Source organism: Luteimonas aestuarii (genome assembly GCF_004357985.1).
In the GTDB taxonomy this organism is placed as follows: Bacteria; Pseudomonadota; Gammaproteobacteria; order Xanthomonadales; family Xanthomonadaceae; genus Luteimonas; species Luteimonas aestuarii.
Genome location: NZ_SMTF01000026.1, coordinates 1 through 16,642, shown reverse-complemented (window position 1 = coordinate 16,642; position 16,642 = coordinate 1). Strand labels below are relative to the sequence as shown.

Below are 16,642 nucleotides of genomic sequence, written 5' to 3'. Positions count from 1 at the left end.
ACGTGAAGATGGTGGTGGAGCTGATCAACCCGGTGGCGATGGACGAAGGCCTGCGTTTCGCGATCCGCGAAGGCGGCCGTACGGTCGGCGCCGGCGTGGTGAGCAAGATCGTCAAGTGATCTGGCGGCCCACGCGCGCAAGCGCGTGGCTACCGGAAGGTCACCCCTGCGCAGGCGGGGGTCAGTGGTTCCCCTTGGCCCAGGCCGGGGAGAACCGCGAAGCAAGGCGGGCCGGAACCCTGGTCCGCCTTCGCCGTCTAAGGAATTCCGCGGACGGCGGGTTGCATCGATACGCCAGTAGCTCAATTGGCAGAGCAGCGGTCTCCAAAACCGCAGGTTGGGGGTTCGAGTCCCTCCTGGCGTGCCATCCGGCCGGTCCGGCGGATTTCCGGACGACATCAAGAGCAGCATGACTTGAACAGCAGAGTCGAACACAACAAGTCGGCGTCCACCGGCGACATCCTCAAGTACGCACTGGCCGTGGCCCTGGTCGTGGCCGGCGTGGTCGCGTTCTACTGGTTCGAGGGGCAGTGGCCCACGGCGCTGCGCGTCGGTGCGGTGGTGGCGGGTGTGCTGGCCGCGGTGGGTGTGTTCATGGTCACGCCGAAGGGCGTCGCGACCCGGGGGTTCCTGTCCGAGGCGCGGTTCGAGTTGCGCAAGGTGGTCTGGCCGACGCGCCAGGAAGCCGTGCGCATGACATGGGTGGTGATGATCGCGGTTGCGATCATTGCCCTGATCCTGATGGGCTTCGATGCGGTGATCCGCGTCGCCATCCGGTTTTTGTTGGGACAGTGACGGAGTAACGAGCGTTGATGGATACCGAAGGCGTCAAGCGCTGGTACGTGGTGCATGCCTATTCCGGCTTCGAGAAGTCGGTGGCGCAGGCGCTGCGTGACCGCATCGCCCGGACCGGCATGCAGGAGAAGTTCGGCGACGTACTGGTGCCGACCGAGGAGGTCGTCGAGATGCGCTCCGGCCAGAAGCGCCGTTCCGAGCGCAAGTTCTTCCCGGGCTACGTGCTGGTGCAGATCGCCACCCAGGACGAGGACGGCATCCCGCGGATGGACAGCGAGAGCTGGCACCTGGTCAAGGAAACCCCGAAGGTCATGGGCTTCATCGGCGGCACCGCCGACCGCCCGCTGCCGATCCGCGACGACGAGGCTGCGGTGATCCTGGATCGCGTACAGGAAGGCGTCGAGAAGCCGCGCCCGAAGGTGCTGTTCGAGCCGGGCCAGATGGTCCGCGTCACCGACGGCCCGTTCAACGATTTCAATGGCGTGGTCGAGGAAGTCAACTACGAGAAGAGCCGCTTGCGCGTGGCGGTGCTGATCTTCGGCCGCTCGACCCCGGTCGAGCTGGAGTTCGGGCAGGTCGAGAAGGCCTGACCGGCGGGGCTGACTTCCGCCCCGGAACCCGCTATACTTTCCGGCTCCCTGCCCGGGATGCCGGGCAAACGCACTGGCCGCCGCATGCGCGGCCTTTCGCGTGGATGGGGCAGGCGCGACGCCGGGACGCGCGATGCCCTTGATGGTTTCGTTCCCGGCCCGATGGGGAGCCTTCGCAGGCGCTAGCACCCGGAGAGAGTCGAAATGGCAAAGAAAGTCGTCGGTTACATCAAACTGCAGGTCAAGGCCGGGCAGGCGAATCCGTCGCCGCCGGTGGGCCCTGCGCTGGGCCAGCGCGGCCTGAACATCATGGAATTCTGCAAGGCATTCAATGCCGCCACGCAGAAGCTGGAGCCGGGCCTCCCGATCCCCACCGTGATCACCGCCTACTCGGACCGTACCTTCACCTTCATCACCAAGACGCCGCCGGCGTCGATCCTGCTGAAGAAGGCCGTGGGCATCACCTCCGGCTCGAAGCGCCCGAACACCGAGAAGGTGGGCAAGGTCACCCGCAAGCAGCTGGAGGAAATCGCGAAGGCGAAGGAACCCAACCTGACTGCGGCCGACCTGGACGCGGCGGTACGCACCATCGCGGGCTCGGCCCGTTCGATGGGCCTGACGGTGGAGGGCTGAGACCATGGCACAGACCAAACGACAGAAGAACAGCCGGGCTGCCGTGCAGCCGGGCAAGGCCTACGCGATCGATGAGGCGCTGAAGATCGTCAAGGACAACAGCAAGGCGAAGTTCGTCGAGGCCGTGGACGTCGCCGTCCGCCTCGGCGTGGACGCCAAGAAGTCGGACCAGCAGGTCCGCGGCTCGACCGTGCTGCCGCAGGGCACGGGCAAGTCGGTGCGCGTGGCGGTGTTCGCCCCGGCCGGCGCCAAGGCGGATGAAGCCCTGGCCGCAGGTGCCGACGCGGTCGGCATGGACGACCTGGCCGAGCGTATGCAGGGCGGCGAGCTGAACTACGACGTGGTCATCGCCACGCCGGACGCGATGCGCGTGGTCGGCAAGCTCGGCACCGTGCTCGGCCCGCGCGGCCTGATGCCGAACCCGAAGGTCGGCACTGTGTCCCCGAACCCGGGCGAAGCGGTGAAGAACGCCAAGGGTGGCCAGGTGCGTTACCGCACCGACAAGGCCGGCATCATCCACTGCACCATCGGCAAGGCCGACTTCAACAGCGAGCGCCTGAAGGAAAACCTGCAGGCATTGCTGGCCGACCTGGTCAAGGCCAAGCCGGCTACGTCGAAGGGTCAGTACCTGCAGAAGGTGTCGGTCAGCTCGACGATGGGCCCCGGCGTGACCGTCGACCAGTCGTCGCTGTCGTTGAAGTAATGGCGTGTCCCCTTCCCCCGCTTGCGGGGGAAGGCCGGGATGGGGGTGCGCCAAGCGCGGTTCCCCCGCCCCAACCCTCCCCCGCAAGCGGAGGAGGGGTCAAGAATTTTGAGGGCCCGCCGACGACGCAAGTCCAAGGTGGGGCCGTCAAAGACCGCAGGCGCGGTCGAAGCCGCAACGGCGACGGGCACGGAAGCTCGCTATGGCACGGAATCGCCGTCGTTGTTGGCCAGACCGCTTAATCCCGGAGTGCACGCGCACGAAAGGGCCTGCGTAGATGGTTGCCGACCCTCCGGGATTGTTCGATCCGATCGACATTTTGGAAACGGCCGCCAGGAAGTGCCGCAAGGCATTTCACGCATCGAAGGAACGATGCGGACCATGGCCCGTCCCGGCGCGGATGCAACGGGGCGGAATAGAAGCAAGAGAGGAAGTGCAATGGCTCTGAATCTGAACCAGAAGAAGGAAGTCGTTGCCGAACTGGCAGGGGTCGCCGCATCGGCGCACTCGCTGGTTGCCGCGGAATACCTTGGCTTGACGGTCTCGCAATTGACCGACCTGCGCAAGAAGGCCCGCGAGAATGGCGTGTTCCTGAAGGTTGCGAAGAACACGCTGGTCTCGCGCGCAGTGGAAAACACCGATTACGCCGTCATCCAGGACGAGCTGACCGGTCCGCTGCTCTACGCCTTCTCCAAGGAAGACCCCGGTGCCGCCGGCCGCCTCATCAAGGACTTCGCCAAGACCGCCGACAAGCTGAAGCCGCGCCTGGTTTCGCTGGGTGGGCAGATGTACCCGGGCTCCCATGTGGATGTCCTGGCGTCGCTGCCGACCCGCGAGCAGGCACTGGCGATGCTGGTGGGCCTGATCGCGCAGCCGGCAACGATGCTGGCCCGCGTCCTGGCCGAGCCCGCTGCGTCCACCGCCCGCGTCATCAACGCGGTCGGCCAGCAGAAGGCCGCCTGAAGTCCTTGTTGAAACACAGTTCGGCGCGATCACAACGATCAAGCTGTTTCCAAATCAGTCAATTGAGGTAATCACAATGTCCCTTTCCAACGAAGAAATCCTGGAAGCCATCGGCAGCAAGTCCCTCGTCGAGGTGATGGAGCTGGTCAAGGCGTTCGAAGAGAAGTTCGGCGTGTCCGCCGCTGCCCCGGTCGCCGTGGCCGCTGGTCCGGCCGCGGGTGGTGGCGCCGCTGCCGCTGCCGAAGAGCAGACCGAGTTCACGGTCAGCCTGAAGTCGGCCGGCGACAAGAAGGTCGAGGTCATCAAGGTGGTCCGCGCGATCACCGGCCTGGGCCTGAAGGAAGCCAAGGACCTGACCGAAGCCGGTGGCACCGTGAAGGAAGGCGTGTCCAAGGACGACGCCGCCAAGTTCAAGAAGGACCTGGAAGCCGCCGGCGCGACCGTCGAAGTCAAGTGATGTGAGGGCCCAGGCGCGCCGCAGGCGCGCTTGGCTGCCCGGACATCATCCCCGCGAAAGCGGGAAAAGCTACACAACAGCCGAATGGCTGGTCATCCAGCGTCAGCTGTTGATCCATCAGAGAGTGCTTTTGAAGCAAAACACTGGAATCCCGCTCGCGCGGGAATGAAAGTTGAAACCGAGGCTGGGGGCGAATGCCCCCGGCCTTCGGTCGTTGGTGCGATATCGCAATTGCAACAAGCAGTTCCGCAGTCGTCAGTGGGTAGTAGCGGGAGAAGGGCGTGCTGGTGCCGGCAATACCAGCGACTGCCCAGTGACGACTTTTCGTTTCCCGGCGGCGCGTTCGCGCGACGCCAAGACCGAGGCATCCGCTCCCCATGACGACGTCCACGCAACAGTCCGATTATTCGTTCACCGAGAAGAAGCGCGTCCGCAAGAACTTCGGCAAGCGCCGCTCGATCCTCGAGGTGCCGTTCCTGCTCGCCATCCAGGTCGACTCCTACCGGGAATTCCTGCAGGCCGATGCCGATCCTTCCAAGCGCGCGGACCGCGGCCTGCACGCCGCGCTGAAGTCGGTGTTCCCGATCGTCAGCTACAACGGCTACGCGGCGCTGGAATACGTCGGCTACAAGCTGGGCGAGCCGGTGTTCGACGAGCGCGAGTGCCGCCAGCGCGGCATGAGCTACGGCGCGCCGCTGCGCGTGACCGTGCGCCTTGTCATCTACGACCGCGAGTCGTCGAACAAGGCGATCAAGTACGTCAAGGAGCAGGAAGTCTACATGGGCGAAATCCCGCTCATGACCGACAACGGCACCTTCATCGTGAACGGCACCGAGCGCGTCATCGTGTCGCAGCTGCACCGTTCGCCGGGCGTGTTCTTCGACCATGACCGCGGCAAGACCCACAGCTCGGGCAAGCTGCTGTTCTCGGCCCGCGTGATTCCCTACCGCGGCTCGTGGCTGGACTTCGAGTTCGACCCGAAGGACGCGCTGTTCACCCGCATCGACCGTCGCCGCAAGCTGCCGGTGTCGGTGCTGCTGCGTGCGCTGGGCTACAGCAACGAAGAAATGCTCAACGAGTTCTTCGAGATCAACACCTTCCACATCCTGCCGGATGGCGAGGGCGTGCAGCTGGAGCTGGTCGCCGAGCGCCTGCGTGGCGAGACGCTGAACTTCGACCTGTCCGACGGCGAGAAGATCATCGTCGAGGCCGGCAAGCGCATCACCGCGCGCCACGTGAAGCAGCTCGAGGCCTCCGGCATCGAAGCGCTGGCCGTTCCGGACGAATACCTCGTCGGTCGCATCCTGTCGCATGACGTGGTCGACACCACGACCGGCGAGCTGATCGCCACCGCCAACGACGAGATCACCGAGGATTCGCTGGCCGCGCTGCGCAAGGCTGGCGTGGAAGCCGTGGGCACCATCTGGGTCAACGACCTGGACCGCGGGCCGTACCTCTCCAACACCCTGCGGATCGACGCGACCAAGACGCAGCTCGACGCGCTGGTCGAGATCTACCGGATGATGCGTCCCGGCGAGCCGCCGACCAAGGACGCCGCGCAGAACCTGTTCCACAACCTGTTCTTCGCGTTCGAGCGTTACGACCTGTCGGGCGTGGGCCGGATGAAGTTCAACCGCCGCATCGGCCGCCGCGAGGTGACCGGTGCCCCGGTGCTGTACGACGCCAAGTACTTCGCCGAGCGCAAGGACGAAGAGTCCGTGCGCCTGCGCGAGGAATACGGCGGAATGTCCGACATCCTCGACGTGATCAAGGTGCTGACCGAGATCCGCAACGGTCGCGGCGTGGTCGACGACATCGACCACCTCGGCAACCGCCGCGTGCGTTCGGTCGGTGAAATGGCCGAGAACGTGTTCCGCGTGGGCCTGGTGCGCGTCGAGCGTGCCGTGCGCGAGCGCCTGACCATGGCCGAGGCCGATGGCCTGACCCCGCAGGAGCTGATCAACGCCAAGCCGGTCGCGGCGGCGGTGAAGGAGTTCTTCGGGTCGTCGCAGCTGTCGCAGTTCATGGACCAGAACAACCCGCTGTCGGAAGTCACCCACAAGCGTCGCGTCTCGGCCCTGGGCCCGGGCGGCCTGACCCGCGAGCGCGCCGGCTTCGAAGTGCGCGACGTGCATCCGACCCACTACGGCCGCGTCTGCACCATCGAGACGCCGGAAGGCCCGAACATCGGCCTGATCAACTCGCTGGCCGTGTTCGCGCGGACCAACAAGTACGGCTTCCTCGAAACCCCGTACCGCAAGGTCGTGGGCGGCAAGGTCACCGACGAGATCGAGTTCCTGTCCGCGATCGAGGAGAACGAGTTCGTCATCGCCCAGGCCAACGCGCCGCAGGACGAGAAGGGCAACCTGGCCGCGCAGTTCGTGGACTGCCGCTACCAGGGCGAGTCCCTGCTCAAGCCGCCGTCCGAAGTTCACTTCATGGACGTGTCGCCGATGCAGACCGTGTCGGTCGCCGCGGCGCTGGTGCCGTTCCTGGAGCACGACGACGCCAACCGCGCACTGATGGGTGCCAACATGCAGCGCCAGGCCGTGCCGACGCTGCGTGCGCAGAAGCCGCTGGTCGGCACCGGCATCGAGCGCGCCGTGGCGCGCGACTCGGGCGTGACCGTGAACGCACGTCGTGGTGGCACGGTGGAGCAGATCGACGCCGGCCGCATCGTGGTCAAGGTCCTTGATGCCGAGATGTCGGGTGAAACCGACGCCGGCGTCGACATCTACAACCTGATCAAGTACACCCGTTCCAACCAGAACACCTGCATCAACCAGCGTCCGCTGGTGAACGTGGGCGACGTGGTGGCGCGTGGCGACGTGCTGGCCGACGGCCCCTCGACCGACATCGGCGAGTTGGCGCTTGGCCAGAACATGCTGGTCGCGTTCATGCCGTGGAATGGCTACAACTTCGAAGACTCCATCCTGCTCTCCGAACGCGTGGTGGAGGAGGATCGCTACACCACGATCCACATCGAAGAGCTGACCTGCGTCGCGCGCGACACCAAGCTGGGCCCCGAGGAGATCTCGGCCGACATCCCGAACGTCTCCGAGCAGGCGCTCAATCGCCTCGACGAGAGCGGCGTGGTGTACATCGGCGCCGAAGTGCGTGCCGGCGACATCATGGTCGGCAAGGTCACGCCGAAGGGCGAGAGCCAGCTGACCCCGGAAGAGAAGCTGCTGCGCGCGATCTTCGGCGAGAAGGCCTCGGACGTGAAGGACAGCTCGCTGCGCGTGCCGCCGGGCATGGACGGCACCGTCATCGACGTGCAGGTCTTCACCCGCGACGGCATCGAGAAGGACAAGCGTGCGCGCCAGATCGAGGAATCCGAGATCAAGCGCGTCAAGAAGGACTTCGACGACCAGTTCCGCATCCTCGAGGCGGCGATCTACGCGCGCCTGCGCACCCAGATCCAGGGCAAGGTCGCCAACGGCGGCCCGGGGCTGAAGAAGGGCGACACCGTCACCTCGCTGGTGCTCGACGGCCTGAAGAAGTCCGACTGGTTCCAGATCCGCATGAAGGACGATGACGCCGCCGAGGCCATCGAGCGCGCGCAGAAGCAGATCGACGCGCACGAGAAGGAATTCGAGAAGCGTTTCGCCGACAAGCGCGGCAAGATCACCCAGGGCGACGACCTTGCCCCGGGCGTGCTGAAGATGGTCAAGGTCTACCTGGCCGTCAAGCGCCGCATCCAGCCGGGCGACAAGATGGCCGGGCGCCATGGCAACAAGGGCGTCGTGTCGACCATCGTGCCGGTCGAGGACATGCCGTACATGGCCAACGGCGAGACGGTGGACATCGTGCTCAACCCGCTGGGCGTGCCGAGCCGAATGAACATCGGCCAGATCCTCGAGACGCACCTGGGCTGGGCCGCCAAGGGCCTGGGCCGCAAGATCGACGCGATGCTGCAGGCACAGGCCAAGGTCGCCGACCTGCGCAAGTTCCTCGACGAGATCTACAACCACGACAAGTCGGTGGCCGCGCAGCGCGTCGACCTGAAGCAGTTCAGCGACGAGGAGCTGATCGGGCTGGCGAAGAACCTGACCGACGGCGTGCCGATGGCGACGCCGGTGTTCGACGGTGCGGCCGAGTCCGAGATCAAGAAGATGCTCGAACTCGCCGACTTGCCGACCAGCGGCCAGACCCAGCTGTACGACGGCCGCACCGGCGATGCCTTCGACCGCAAGACCACGGTCGGCTACATGCACATGCTGAAGCTGAACCACCTGGTCGACGACAAGATGCACGCCCGTTCGACCGGTCCGTACTCGCTGGTCACCCAGCAGCCGCTGGGCGGCAAGGCGCAGTTCGGCGGCCAGCGTTTCGGCGAAATGGAAATGTGGGCGCTGGAAGCCTACGGCGCGGCCTACACCATGCAGGAAATGCTGACGGTGAAATCCGACGACGTGCAGGGCCGCAACCAGATGTACAAGAACATCGTCGACGGCGAGTACGAGATGGTCGCCGGCATGCCGGAATCCTTCAACGTATTGGTGAAGGAAATCCGTTCGCTGGCCATCAACATGGAGCTTGAGGAGCACTGAGGTACGTGACGCGCGGGCAGGGCACGTCCCTTCCCGCGGCGCACCGCACCGAATCGTGGTTCCTCAATCCTGGAGACAGACATGAAAGATTTGCTCAACCTCTTCAACCAGCAGCGCCCGGCGCTCGACTTCGACGCGATCAAGATCGCGCTGGCGTCGCCCGACCTGATCCGCTCGTGGTCGTTCGGCGAAGTGAAGAAGCCCGAAACCATCAACTACCGCACCTTCAAGCCCGAGCGCGACGGCCTGTTCTGCGCCGCCATCTTCGGGCCGATCAAGGACTACGAGTGCCTGTGCGGCAAGTACAAGCGCATGAAGCACCGCGGCGTGGTCTGCGAGAAGTGCGGCACCGAAGTGACCCTGGCCAAGGTGCGCCGCGAGCGCATGGGCCACATCGACCTGGCCTCGCCGGTCGCGCACATCTGGTTCCTCAAGTCGCTGCCGTCGCGCATCGGCCTGATGCTGGACATGACCCTGCGCGACATCGAGCGCATCCTGTACTTCGAAGCGTTCGTCGTGACCGAGCCGGGCCTGACCCCGATGGAACGCGGCCAGCTGCTCAACGAAGAGCAGTTCATGCAGATGCGCCAGGAGCACGGCGACGACTTCGACGCCGCGATGGGCGCCGAGGCCGTGTTCGACCTGCTGCGTACGATCGACCTGCAGGCCGAGATGGTGCGCCTGAAGGAAGAGATCGCCGCCACCGGTTCGGAGACCAAGCTCAAGCGCCTGACCAAGCGCATCAAGCTGGTCGAGGCCTTCCTCGAGTCGGGCAACCGCCCCGAGTGGATGGTCATGACCGTGCTGCCGGTGTTGCCGCCGGACCTGCGTCCGCTGGTGCCGCTGGACGGCGGCCGCTTCGCCACGTCCGACCTCAACGACCTGTACCGCCGCGTCATCAACCGCAACAACCGCCTGCGCCGCCTGCTGGAGCTCAACGCGCCCGACATCATCGTGCGCAACGAGAAGCGCATGCTGCAGGAGTCGGTGGACGCGCTGATGGACAACGGCCGCCGCGGCCGCGCCATCACCGGCACCAACAAGCGCCCGCTCAAGTCGCTGGCCGACATGATCAAGGGCAAGCAGGGCCGCTTCCGCCAGAACCTGCTGGGCAAGCGCGTCGACTACTCGGGCCGTTCGGTCATCGTGGTCGGCCCGACCCTGCGCCTGCACGAGTGCGGCCTGCCGAAGAAGATGGCGCTGGAGCTGTTCAAGCCCTTCATCTTCGCCAAGCTGCAGCGCCGTGGCCTGGCCACGACCATCAAGGCCGCCAAGAAGCTGGTCGAGCGCGAAGAGGCCGAGGTGTGGGACATCCTCGAAGAGGTGATCCGCGAACACCCGGTGCTGCTCAACCGCGCACCGACGCTGCACCGCCTGGGCATCCAGGCGTTCGAGCCGGTGCTGATCGAAGGCAAGGCGATCCAGCTGCATCCGCTGGTGTGTACGGCGTTCAACGCCGACTTCGACGGTGACCAGATGGCCGTGCACGTGCCGCTTTCGCTGGAAGCCCAGCTGGAAGCGCGTGCGCTGATGATGTCGACCAACAACATCCTCTCGCCCGCCAACGGCGAGCCGATCATCGTGCCGTCGCAGGACGTGGTGCTGGGCCTGTACTACATGACCCGTGCGCTGGAGAACACCCCGGGCGAGGGCATGGCGTTCGCCAACATCGCCGAGGTCAAGCGCGCCTACGACAACAAGGTCGCCGGCCTGCACGCCAAGGTGAAGGTGCGCATCACCGAGACGGTGGTCGACGAGGACGGCAGCCGCGAGAAGAAGACGTCGATCGTGGACACCACGGTGGGCCGTGCGCTGCTGGCCGAGATCCTGCCGGAGGGCCTGCCGTTCGCGCTGGCCAACACCGAGCTGACCAAGAAGAACATCAGCCGCCTGATCAACAGCTGCTACCGCCAGCTGGGCCTGAAGGACACCGTGGTGTTCGCCGACAAGCTGATGTACACCGGCTTCGGTTTCGCGACCCGCGCGGGCGTGTCGATCGGCATCGACGACATGACCATCCCCAGCGAAAAGGCGGGCATCCTCGACGAGGCCGAGACCGAAGTGCTGGAAATCCAGCAGCAGTACCAGTCGGGCCTGGTCACCGCCGGCGAGCGCTACAACAAGGTGGTCGACATCTGGTCGCGCACCAACGAGCGCGTGGCCAAGGCGATGATGGACGCCATCGGCACCGAGACCGTGACCAACGCCAAGGGCGAGCAGGTCGCGCAGAAGTCGATGAACTCGATCTACATCATGGCCGACTCCGGCGCGCGTGGTTCGCAGGCGCAGATCCGCCAGCTGGCCGGCATGCGCGGCCTGATGGCCAAGCCAGACGGCTCGATCATCGAAACGCCGATCACGGCGAACTTCCGCGAAGGCCTGAACGTCCTGCAGTACTTCATCTCGACCCACGGCGCGCGAAAGGGCCTGGCCGATACCGCGCTGAAGACCGCGAACTCGGGCTACCTGACCCGTCGCCTGGTCGACGTGGCCCAGGACGTGGTGATCACCGAGTCCGACTGCGGCACGATGGCCGGCCTGATGATGACCCCGATCGTCGAGGGCGGCGACGTGGTCGAACCGCTGCGCGACCGCGTGCTGGGTCGCGTCGTGGCGGAGGACGTGTTCCTGCCGGGCAACGACGAGGATCCGATCGTCACCCGCAACACCCTGCTCGACGAAGCCTGGGTGCAGAAGCTCGAAGACGCCAGCGTGCAGTCGGTCAAGGTGCGCTCCACCATCACCTGCGAAAGCAGCTTCGGCGTCTGCGCGCACTGCTATGGCCGCGACCTGGGCCGTGGCCATATCGTCAACCTCGGCGAGGCCGTGGGCGTGGTGGCCGCGCAGTCGATCGGCGAGCCCGGCACCCAGCTGACGATGCGTACCTTCCACATCGGTGGTGCCGCATCGCGCGCGGCGGCCATCGACAACGTGACGGTCAAGACCACCGGTTCGATCAAGTTCAACAACCTCAAGACCGTGGCCCACGCCAGCGGCAACCTGGTGGTGGTGTCGCGTTCGGGCGAGCTGTCGATCCTCGACAGCCACGGCCGCGAGCGCGAGCGCTACAAGCTGCCCTACGGCGCCACCATCACCGTCAAGGACGGCGCCGAGATCAAGGCCGGCCAGACCGTGGCCAACTGGGATCCACACAACCACCCGATCGTGTCGGAAGTGACCGGTTTCGTGCGCTTCGTCGACTTCGTCGACGGCGTGACCGTGATCGAGAAGACCGACGACCTGACCGGCCTGGCCTCGCGCGAGATCACCGATCCCAAGCGTCGCGGCTCGCAGGCCAAGGACCTGCGCCCGATCGTGCGCATCGTCGACAAGGACGGCAAGGACCTCAACATCCCCGGCACCGACCTGCCGGCGCAGTACCTGCTGCCGCCGCGCTCGATCGTGAACCTGCAGGATGGCGCGCCGGTCGGCGTGGGTGACGTGGTCACCAAGGTGCCGCAGGAAGCCTCCAAGACCCGCGACATCACCGGTGGCCTGCCGCGCGTGGCCGACCTGTTCGAGGCGCGCAAGCCGAAGGATCCGGCGATCCTGGCCGAGAAGTCCGGCGTGGTCAGCTTCGGCAAGGACACCAAGGGCAAGCAGCGCCTGATCATCAAGGCCGCCGACGGAGACGATCACGAAGAGCTGATCCCGAAGTACCGCCAGATCATCGTGTTCGAAGGCGAGCACGTGGAGAAGGGCGAGACCGTGGTGGACGGCGAGCCGAGCCCGCAGGACATCCTGCGCCTGCTGGGCGTGGAGCCGCTGGCGTCGTACCTGACCAAGGAAATCCAGGACGTCTACCGCCTGCAGGGCGTGAAGATCAACGACAAGCACATCGAGGTGATCGTTCGCCAGATGCTGCGCAAGGTCGAGATCACCGATCCGGGCGACGGCAAGTTCCTGGCCGGCGAACAGGCCGAGCGCCAGCGCGTCATTGAGGAGAACCAGAAGCTCGCGGCGCGCAACGAACTGCCGATCAAGGCCGATCCGGTGCTGCTGGGCATCACCAAGGCCTCGCTGGCGACCGAGTCGTTCCTGTCGGCGGCGTCCTTCCAGGAAACCACCCGCGTGCTGACCGAGGCGGCCGTCCGCGGCACCCGCGACACGCTGCGCGGCCTGAAGGAGAACGTGATCGTCGGACGCCTGATCCCGGCGGGCACGGGCCTGGCCTACCACACCAACCGGCGCCGCAAGGCGTCCGGCCTGACCGAGTCCGAGATGGAAACCCTGTCGGGTGGCCAGGACCCGGCCCAGGCCGTCGAGGCGGCGGAAGCCGTCTCCGAGGCGGGCGAGGAGTCCGCGGGCACCTGATCCAGCATGACCGGCGGCCCGCAGGGGCCGCCCAGACCTCGAAATGAGGCGCAGGGAGCGCCTCGTCTTCGGCCCAGGACGGGCGGATGTCTCACTGCGGTTCCGGACCGGCTTCGTGCCTGGGCCAGGGTCGGCAGCGGTATGGTTTGCGTTGACGGGTTCCGTCCGCGCCAGCTATACTTTTTCGTCTCGGCAGGTCGGGGTTCCCCGCCTGCCGTCGTTTTCACGCTCAGGCCCGCCCGAACGGCTCCGGCCCAACCGAAAGAACTCCATACGATGGCAACGATCAATCAGCTGGTGCGCAAGCCGCGCAGCCCTGAAACCTACAAGAGCACTTCGCCCGCGTTGGCGAACTGCCCGCAGCGCCGCGGCGTGTGCACGCGTGTGTACACCACCACCCCGAAGAAGCCGAACTCGGCGCTTCGCAAGGTCGCCAAGGTGCGCCTGACCAACGGTTACGAGGTCATCTCGTATATCGGCGGCGAGGGCCACAACCTGCAGGAGCACTCTGTGGTGCTGATCCGGGGTGGTCGCGTGAAGGACCTGCCGGGCGTGCGTTACCACACCGTGCGCGGCTCGCTCGACGCCGCCGGCGTCGCCAAGCGCAAGCAGGCGCGTTCCAAGTACGGCGCCAAGCGCCCGAAAGCCTGAGGAAACTGACCCATGTCGCGTAAAGGCAATACCCCCCAGCGTTCCGTGCTGCCCGACCCGAAGCACGGGAGCGAGACCATCGCCCGCTTCATCAACATGGTCATGCAGAGCGGCAAGAAGTCCGTGGCCGAGAAGATCGTCTACGGTGCGATGGACGTCATCAGCGAGAAGAACGGCGATGCCGTCGAGCTCGTGGAGAAGGCGCTCGGCAACGTGTCGCCCTCGGTCGAGGTGAAGTCCCGCCGCGTCGGTGGCGCCACCTACCAGGTGCCGGTCGAAGTGCGCAGTTCGCGCCGCCTCGCGCTGGCGATGCGCTGGCTGATCGAATCCGCGCGCAAGCGCGGCGAGAACACGATGCCGCGCAAGCTGGCCGCCGAACTCATCGACGCTTCCGAAAACCGCGGTGGCGCGATCAAGAAGCGTGAAGAAACCCACCGCATGGCGGATGCGAACAAGGCGTTCGCGCATTACCGCTGGTAACCGTGTCGCGGGCCTTGTACCCCGGGCCCTTCGGCACCATTTGAGTGCCATTCCCGCGGCCTTGCCGCAAGGATGACCTGATGCCGCCCCCGGGCGGCATTCGGCCATCCAGCGATTCCTTCGCGACGGTCCACGCCATGGCGCATGGACTTCCAGACCAGACAAGACGAGAGGCCTGACGTGGCTCGCACGACCCCTATCGAACGCTACCGCAACTTCGGCATCATGGCGCACATCGACGCCGGCAAGACCACGACGTCGGAGCGCATCCTGTTCTACACCGGCGTGAGCCACAAGATCGGCGAAGTGCACGACGGCGCCGCCACCATGGACTGGATGGAGCAGGAGCAGGAGCGCGGCATCACCATCACCTCGGCGGCCACCACGGCGTTCTGGAAGGGCATGGACAAGTCGCTGCCGGAGCACCGCTTCAACATCATCGATACCCCCGGCCACGTCGACTTCACCATCGAGGTGGAGCGTTCTCTGCGCGTGCTCGACGGTGCGGTGTTCGTGCTGTGTGCCGTGGGTGGCGTGCAGCCGCAGTCCGAGACCGTGTGGCGCCAGGCCAACAAGTACTCGGTGCCGCGCCTTGCGTTCGTCAACAAGATGGACCGCACCGGTGCCAACTTCGACAAGGTGGTCGAGCAGCTGAAGTCTCGCCTGGGTGCCTATCCGGTTCCGATGCAGGTGCCGATCGGCGCCGAGGACGGCTTCGAGGGCGTGGTCGACCTGCTGAAGATGAAGGCGATCCACTGGGACAGCGCGTCGCAGGGCACGACCTTCGAGTATCGCGACATCCCCGCCGACCTCGCCGACAAGTCGGCCGAGGCGCGCAGCTTCATGGTCGAGGCCGCGGCCGAAGCCAACGAAGAGCTGATGGACAAGTACCTCAACGAGGGCGACCTGTCCGAGGCCGAGATCGTCGCTGGCCTGCGCGAGCGCACACTGAAGACCGAGGTCATCCCGGTGTTCTGCGGCACCGCGTTCAAGAACAAGGGCGTGCAGGCCATGCTCGACGGCGTGATCAACCTGCTGCCGTCGCCGGCCGACCGTCCGCCGGTGCAGGGCATCGACGAGAACGAGAAGGAAGACACCCGCACGGCCGACGACAAGGCGCCGTTCTCCGCGCTCGCGTTCAAGATCATGACCGACCCGTTCGTGGGCTCGCTCACCTTCTTCCGCGTCTACTCGGGCGTGCTGAACGCTGGCGACCAGGTCTACAACCCGGTCAAGATGAAGAAGGAGCGCGTGGGCCGCATCCTGCAGATGCACTCCAACAATCGCGAAGAGATCAAGGAAGTGCGCGCGGGCGACATCGCCGCGGCGGTGGGCCTGAAGGACGTCACCACCGGCGACACCCTGTGCGCGCAGGACAACATCATCACGCTCGAGCGCATGACGTTCCCGGAGCCGGTGATCTCGATGGCGGTCGAGCCGAAGACCAAGTCCGACCAGGAGAAGATGGGTATCGCCCTGGGCCGGTTGGCGCAGGAAGATCCCTCGTTCCGCGTGCGCACCGACGAAGAGTCCGGCCAGACCATCATCGCCGGCATGGGCGAGCTGCACCTGGACATCATCGTCGACCGCATGAAGCGCGAGTTCAACGTCGAGGCCAACGTCGGCAAGCCGCAGGTCGCTTACCGCGAGACCATCCGCTCCAGCGACGTGAAGTCGGACTACAAGCATGCCAAGCAGTCGGGCGGCAAGGGCCAGTACGGCCACGTCGTGATCGAGATGTCGCCGTTGACCGCCGAGGATCGCGAGAAGTACGCGGCCGACATCAAGGACGACTTCCTGTTCATCAACGAGATCACCGGTGGCGTGATCCCGAAGGAGTTCATCCCGTCGGTCGAGAAGGGCATGCGCGAGACCATCACCAGCGGCCCGCTGGCCGGGTTCCCGGTGGTAGGCGTGAAGGTCAAGCTGGTGTTCGGTTCGTACCACGACGTCGACTCGTCGGAAATGGCGTTCAAGCTGGCGTCGTCGATGGCCTTCAAGCAGGGCTTCGTCAAGGCCAGCCCGGCGCTGCTGGAGCCGATGATGAAGGTCGAGATCGTCAGTCCCGAGGAGTACTTGGGCGATGTGATGGGCGACGTCAGCCGTCGCCGCGGCATCCTGCAGGGCCAGGACGACAGCCCGTCGGGCAAGATCATCAACGCGATGATCCCGCTGGGCGAGATGTTCGGCTACGCGACCTCGCTGCGTTCGATGTCGCAGGGTCGCGCCACCTTCACGATGGAATTCGACCATTACGAAGAGGCACCGGCCAACATCGCCGACGCGGTCATCAAGAAGGGCTGATGCCCGGTTTCGCGGCATGCCGGCGGTCCGGCATGCCGCGCAGCATCAATCACGCATTTCGCATCCATAGAGGCAAAGACAATGGCAAAGGGTAAGTTCGAGCGCACCAAGCCCCACGTGAACGTGGGCACGATTGGCCACGTGGACCACGGCAAGACGACGCTGACGGCGGCGCTGACGAAGATCGGCGCGGAGCGTTT

13 protein-coding genes and 1 tRNA gene are annotated in these 16,642 nt (G+C 65.6%); all 14 read left to right on the top strand.

Annotated elements, in window-relative coordinates:
- On the top strand, positions 1-119 hold a 119-nt coding region (locus E2F46_RS17100; RefSeq protein ID WP_486624439.1), incomplete at its 5' end, for an EF-Tu C-terminal domain-related protein.
- A gap of 171 nt (positions 120-290) precedes the next feature.
- Positions 291-366, top strand: a tRNA-Trp gene (locus tag E2F46_RS17095).
- A 47-nt stretch (positions 367-413) separates the two neighbouring features.
- Positions 414-794 carry a preprotein translocase subunit SecE gene (secE, locus tag E2F46_RS17090; protein WP_133323794.1) on the top strand — a complete coding sequence of 127 codons (381 nt, stop codon included), beginning with the start codon at positions 414-416 and terminating at the stop codon, positions 792-794.
- A gap of 17 nt (positions 795-811) precedes the next feature.
- A complete protein-coding gene (nusG, locus tag E2F46_RS17085; RefSeq protein ID WP_133323793.1) occupies positions 812-1,384 on the top strand; it encodes a transcription termination/antitermination protein NusG in 573 nt (190 codons plus the stop codon).
- 204 nt (positions 1,385-1,588) lie between these two features.
- On the top strand, positions 1,589-2,017 hold the full coding sequence (gene rplK, locus E2F46_RS17080) for a 50S ribosomal protein L11 (protein ID WP_133323792.1): 429 nt from the start codon (positions 1,589-1,591) through the stop codon (positions 2,015-2,017).
- A 4-nt stretch (positions 2,018-2,021) separates the two neighbouring features.
- On the top strand, positions 2,022-2,720 hold the full coding sequence (rplA, locus tag E2F46_RS17075; RefSeq protein ID WP_133323791.1) for a 50S ribosomal protein L1: 699 nt from the start codon (positions 2,022-2,024) through the stop codon (positions 2,718-2,720).
- A gap of 438 nt (positions 2,721-3,158) precedes the next feature.
- Positions 3,159-3,683: a 50S ribosomal protein L10 gene (rplJ, locus tag E2F46_RS17070; protein ID WP_133323790.1), complete on the top strand. Its 525-nt coding sequence runs from the start codon at positions 3,159-3,161 to the stop codon at positions 3,681-3,683.
- Between the two features lie 76 nt (positions 3,684-3,759).
- Positions 3,760-4,140, top strand: coding sequence for a 50S ribosomal protein L7/L12 (gene rplL / locus E2F46_RS17065; protein ID WP_133323789.1), 381 nt, complete (start codon positions 3,760-3,762; stop codon positions 4,138-4,140).
- A 377-nt stretch (positions 4,141-4,517) separates the two neighbouring features.
- Positions 4,518-8,693 carry a DNA-directed RNA polymerase subunit beta gene (gene rpoB / locus E2F46_RS17060; protein ID WP_133323788.1) on the top strand — a complete coding sequence of 1,392 codons (4,176 nt, stop codon included), beginning with the start codon at positions 4,518-4,520 and terminating at the stop codon, positions 8,691-8,693.
- Between the two features lie 81 nt (positions 8,694-8,774).
- Positions 8,775-13,007, top strand: a complete 4,233-nt coding sequence (gene rpoC / locus E2F46_RS17055) for a DNA-directed RNA polymerase subunit beta' (RefSeq protein WP_133323787.1) — start codon at positions 8,775-8,777, stop codon at positions 13,005-13,007.
- Positions 13,008-13,283: 276 nt separating this feature from the next.
- The gene (gene rpsL / locus E2F46_RS17050) at positions 13,284-13,658 is read left to right on the top strand and encodes a 30S ribosomal protein S12 (RefSeq protein ID WP_133323786.1); all 375 of its coding nucleotides are present in this window, start codon (positions 13,284-13,286) and stop codon (positions 13,656-13,658) included.
- Positions 13,659-13,670: 12 nt separating this feature from the next.
- A complete protein-coding gene (gene rpsG / locus E2F46_RS17045; RefSeq protein ID WP_133323785.1) occupies positions 13,671-14,138 on the top strand; it encodes a 30S ribosomal protein S7 in 468 nt (155 codons plus the stop codon).
- Positions 14,139-14,318: 180 nt separating this feature from the next.
- Positions 14,319-16,442: an elongation factor G gene (gene fusA, locus E2F46_RS17040; protein ID WP_133323784.1), complete on the top strand. Its 2,124-nt coding sequence runs from the start codon at positions 14,319-14,321 to the stop codon at positions 16,440-16,442.
- A gap of 81 nt (positions 16,443-16,523) precedes the next feature.
- Positions 16,524-16,642: GTP-binding protein (locus E2F46_RS17035; protein ID WP_049420184.1), on the top strand; the 119-nt coding region annotated here is incomplete at its 3' end.